Source organism: Streptococcus suis (assembly GCF_002964045.1).
In the GTDB taxonomy this organism is placed as follows: domain Bacteria; phylum Bacillota; class Bacilli; order Lactobacillales; family Streptococcaceae; genus Streptococcus; species Streptococcus suis_U.
On the sequence record NZ_POPB01000672.1, the window covers coordinates 1 to 4,567 of the forward strand.

The window sequence follows — 4,567 nt, forward strand, 5'->3', positions numbered from 1 at the left end:
GGAGCCAAGTCAACAGCTGTCATTTTGAGTCTTTTAGAAACAGCTAAGCGACACGGACTTGATGCAGAAAAATATATGAACTATCTTCTAGAACACTTACCTAATGAGGAGACACTCGCAAAAAAGGAGGTGCTGGAGGCTTATTTGCCATGGAAGGAAAAAATTAAGAGAGCATGTAAATAGAAAAAGGTTCCAGAGTCGATAGGACTTTGGAGCCTTTTCAATATACTTTGTTATTGGGCGGTTACCGTTTAACGTCCAAAGTGATTAGAAGATGGCTTTTTTTTTTGATTTTAATTGAGTATTAACATAATCTTGGGATAAATTTTCTAGTCCCTTCAAATGTTTGTGATAAAATAAGTTTAATAAAGGAAAGAGAACGCTTACGGATGAAATCTTGGGTTGAGAATGTGACCATAAAAAAATACGAAGATCGGTCTGGCTTGTCGGGTTTGAAACAGGGGCCATTGGTGTGGACTGAGGTCTTTTTGCGCGAGGTCAATCGTCAGTCCAATACAGGGATTTTACATTTTTGGCCCATGGACCAAACGGTCATTCTGGGGATGATGGACAGTCAGGTTGCCCAGCTGGACAAGGGCTTGGCCTGTATTGGTCAGGCGGGATACAGTCCTATTATTCGGAGTTTGGGCGGTTTGGCAGTTGTTGCGGATGAGGGGATTTTAAATGTCACTCTGATCTTGCCCAATCTTGCTGGTCACAAGGTTGATTTGCGGGAGTCTTATCAGGTCATGGTGGATTTGATTGCTCAGGCGCTTTCGGATTTTCCCTTCGAGGTGGTCAGTGGTGAGGTGGCAACTTCCTACTGTCCTGGGACCTACGACCTCAGTATCTCTGGTCGGAAGTTTGCTGGCTTGGCCCAGCGGATTTACCAAGAGGCCATTGCTATTTCTGCCTATATCAGTGTGTCAGGCAATCAAGTCAAACGAGGGCAAGTGGTGGCTGATTTTTATGCGGCAAGTTTTGCTCCGCAAGAAGTATCGGACCGATTTCCTCAAGTAAATCCGGATTCGATGGCCAATCTGTCAGACTTGGTAGGTCAGGATGTGACGGTGGAGGATATGAAAACACGAATCGAGCGTGTCTTGATTGAAAACGGGGCTTTGTTGTCCAATTTTTATCCCTCATCGGACAATATGGCTGATTTTATGGCACTCGGAAAGACCATCAAGCAGTCTATGGAAAAATATGGAATCTAGGAGGCACTATGGAATGGAAAGATTCGACAGCTATGGCCCAGGCTGTCAATCAAAAACAGGTTTCTGCCAAGGAGTTGGTGCAAGAATCAATTGACAGGATTGAAAAACTCAATCCCGACCTCAATGCGGTTGTCAGCAAGCAATATGAAGAAGCCTTGAAAGAAGCGGAGAAAGAAGACTATCTGGGCAAGCCATTTGCTGGAGTTCCTTTCTTGCTCAAGGATCTGGGGCAAAATGAAGCGGGGCAATTGACAACAGCAGGCTCACGTCTATTTCAGGATTACCGTGCAGGTTACACAGACAGACTGGTGCAGGCTTTCAAGAATCTCGGTTTTATCATCTTGGGGCGGACCAATACGCCAGAGTTTGGTTTTAAGAATATATCAGACTCCAGCCTTCATGGGCCAGTCAAGCTGCCCCTAGATTTGAGCCGCAATGCAGGTGGCTCCAGCGGTGGTGCAGCTGCAGCAGTAGCTTCTAACATGGTCCCCTTGGCAGCCGCATCGGATGGTGGAGGGTCTATTCGCATTCCCGCCTCTTTCAACGGTTTGATTGGTCTAAAGCCCAGTCGGGGCCGTATTCCGGTCGGCCCACATTCCTATCGTGGCTGGCAGGGAGCTTCCAGCAACTTTGCTCTGACCAAGTCGGTTCGCGATACCAAACGCCTCCTCTATCACTTGCAGACCTATCAAGTCGAGGCTCCCTTTCCTTTGGCTCTTCTGCCTGAGCAGGCTCTCTTTTCATCCAGGAACAAGCCCCTGAAAATTGCCTACAGTCTAGAATCGCCAATTGGTAGTTCGGTTTCCACTGATGCCCAACAGGCTGTCTTGTCCCTTCTGCCTCAGCTGGAAGCCTTGGGACACCAAGTCACAGAGCTATCAAGTCCTATCCTGAACGGTATCGAAGTCATGCAGGCCTATTATCTGATGAACAGCGTCGAGACGGCCCAGATGTTTGAAGAGATAGAGGCAGGGTTGGGTCGGTCCATGACACCTGATGACATGGAAGTCATGACCTGGGCCATTTACCAGAGTGGACAGAACGTTCCAGCCAAACTCTACTCCAAGGTCTTGCAGGATTGGGACCGCTACAGTGCCAGAATGGCGGACTTCCACCAGCATTACGACCTCCTTCTGACACCGACCGTGGCAGATGTGGCTCCCAAGCTTGACCAGTTCACTCACTCGCAAGAGATGCTGGACCGCTTGTTGCATATTCAGGAGTTGGTAATGGCAGAGCAGCAGAGTTTGATTTGGGAGATGTTTGCAGATAGTCTAGCCTGGACACCCTTTACCCAGCAGGCAAACATCACCGGACAGCCAGCTATTAGCCTGCCGACTTATCAGACTCCCCAAGGCCTGCCAATCGGCATCCAATTGACAGCAGCCAAGGGACGAGAGGATTTACTCTTGCAGTTGGCAGACCAAATGGAGGCAGCAGGTTTACTCAACTTGTAAGGGAATTCATTTTTCAGTTCAATTATTTGCCAAAACGTTTCCAAAATGTTAACCTGTAAAAGTTGGTGGGTTAACACCGAAAAAGTAAAAAGGAAGCCATCGCTTCCAAAGGAGATTGTTTTATGTTGAAAAAAGTTTTGGCCTCAGCTCTCTTGGTTTCTACTTTGACCTTGGCAGCATGTTCGAGCTCAAGTTCTAATACTAGCAGTTCTTCAGCTGAACAGACTCAATGGGAAAAAGTACAAGAAGCAGGTGTCTTGAAGGTTGCAACACCAGGTACCCTTTTCCCAACTTCTTACTACAATGATGCTAAAGAATTGGTCGGTTATGAAATTGACATGATCAATGAAATTGGTAAACGTTTGAAATTGGAAATCGAATACCAAGAAATCGGTGTGGCAGAAGCCTTTACAGCTGTGGATAGTGGCAAGGTTGATATTTCTGTTAACAACTTCGACATGACAGAAGCACGTAAGAAAAAGTATAACTTCTCTATCCCTTACAAGTATTCAGTTGGTGGCTACATCGTCCGTGAAGATGGTTCATCAGGAATCGAAGCAGCTGACTTGAGCGACTGGACTGGTAAAAAAGCTGGTGGTGGCGCAGGTACTCAGTACATGAAAATTGCTGAAAAGCAAGGTGCAGAGCCAGTGATCTATGACAACGTAACCAACGATGTCTATTTGCGTGATGTATCAACAGGTCGTACAGACTTCATTCCAAACGACTACTACACGCAAGTGATGGCTATCAAATGGGTCAATGCCAACTTCCCAGACATCAAGGTAAAAATGGGTGATGCAAAATACAATCCAACTGAACAAGGTATTGTCATGAGCAAGGCTGACACAAGTTTGAAAGAAAAAATTGACGAAGCTCTTGAAGCAATGAAAGCTGACGGAACTTTGAAGGCAATTTCTGAGAAATACTATGCAGGACAAGACTTGACAGTTCCTGTTGAAAATGCTGATAAATTGCCAGTTATCGAAGTTGAATAGGACCCCGTAACAAATTAAATGCATCTTGTATAGACTTTGTCAGTCCCAGACTGGCAAGGTCTATATGGTTTTTAGGAAAGAGGAGAAGATATGGATATTAACTGGCAGGCAGTTTTTAATGCAGATATTGCAAGAGAGGCTATTCCACAGATTTTGGAGGGACTTCCCTACACTTTATCCCTATCCCTAATTGGTTTTGCCTTGGGGACTTTCTGCGGATTTTTTGTAGCCCTCATGCGGATGTCTAAGTTTGGACCCTTGCGTTGGTTGGCTATGACCCATATTTCTCTCATGCGTGGCATTCCCCTCATGGTTCTTCTTTTCTTCATCTATTTTGGTCTGCCCTTTATGGGCTTGCAGTTAGATGCCATAACAGCCTCTATCATCGCCTTTACCTCCATGTCCAGTGCCTACATTTCTGAAATTATTCGTGCATCTCTTTCAGCCATTGATAAGGGGCAATGGGAAGCGGCGCGTTCCCTGGGTTTGCGGACCAATGTGATTTACCGAAAAATCATCATTCCTCAAGCTTTTCGCATTGCCCTTCCACCCCTTAGCAATGTTCTCTTAGACATGGTAAAAAGTACCTCTCTGACAGCTATGATTACGGTGCCAGAGATTTTCAATAAGGCCAAGATAGTCGGCGGAGCCAAGTCGGACTATATGACCGTCTACATCTGTGTGGCCCTTATTTATTGGGTTATCTGTACCTTGTATGCTGTCGGACAGGTACATTTGGAAAAACGCTTGGCGACCTACTAAAAAAAGAAAAAGCCCTAGGCTGAACAGCTCCCTGTCAAGTGGACAATGAAATAATAAAAGATTAGGCGGCGGCCTTGTTCCTCATTTCAAGAGGGGCAAGGCCGTTGTTGCGCTCTTGAAAACGTTGGTGATT

Annotated in this window: 5 protein-coding genes; all 5 read left to right on the forward strand. The window is 45.9% G+C overall.

Annotation, left to right across the window (positions count from 1 at the left end):
- The coding region (locus tag C1E99_RS14025; RefSeq protein ID WP_238146183.1) for a transposase domain-containing protein at positions 1–183 on the forward strand (183 nt) is incomplete at its 5' end.
- Between the two features lie 206 nt (positions 184–389).
- Complete coding sequence (locus tag C1E99_RS14030) at positions 390–1,217, forward strand: lipoate--protein ligase family protein (RefSeq protein WP_105207828.1); 828 nt, start codon at positions 390–392, stop codon at positions 1,215–1,217.
- Positions 1,218–1,225: 8 nt separating this feature from the next.
- Positions 1,226–2,674 carry an amidase gene (locus C1E99_RS14035; RefSeq protein ID WP_105207829.1) on the forward strand — a complete coding sequence of 483 codons (1,449 nt, stop codon included), beginning with the start codon at positions 1,226–1,228 and terminating at the stop codon, positions 2,672–2,674.
- Positions 2,675–2,796: 122 nt separating this feature from the next.
- Positions 2,797–3,672 carry a transporter substrate-binding domain-containing protein gene (locus C1E99_RS14040; protein WP_105207830.1) on the forward strand — a complete coding sequence of 292 codons (876 nt, stop codon included), beginning with the start codon at positions 2,797–2,799 and terminating at the stop codon, positions 3,670–3,672.
- A gap of 90 nt (positions 3,673–3,762) precedes the next feature.
- Complete coding sequence (locus C1E99_RS14045) at positions 3,763–4,434, forward strand: amino acid ABC transporter permease (protein ID WP_014637448.1); 672 nt, start codon at positions 3,763–3,765, stop codon at positions 4,432–4,434.
- The last annotated feature ends 133 nt before the right edge of the window (positions 4,435–4,567 follow it).

Excerpts from the sequence above, each read along its gene's own strand:
- C1E99_RS14040 (WP_105207830.1), top strand. The coding sequence starts at position 2,797 with ATGTTGAAAAAAGTTTTGGCCTCAGCTCTCTTGGTTTCTACTTTGACC.
- C1E99_RS14030 (WP_105207828.1), top strand. The coding sequence starts at position 390 with ATGAAATCTTGGGTTGAGAATGTGACCATAAAAAAATACGAAGATCGG.
- C1E99_RS14045 (WP_014637448.1), top strand. The coding sequence starts at position 3,763 with ATGGATATTAACTGGCAGGCAGTTTTTAATGCAGATATTGCAAGAGAG.
- C1E99_RS14035 (WP_105207829.1), top strand. The coding sequence starts at position 1,226 with ATGGAATGGAAAGATTCGACAGCTATGGCCCAGGCTGTCAATCAAAAA.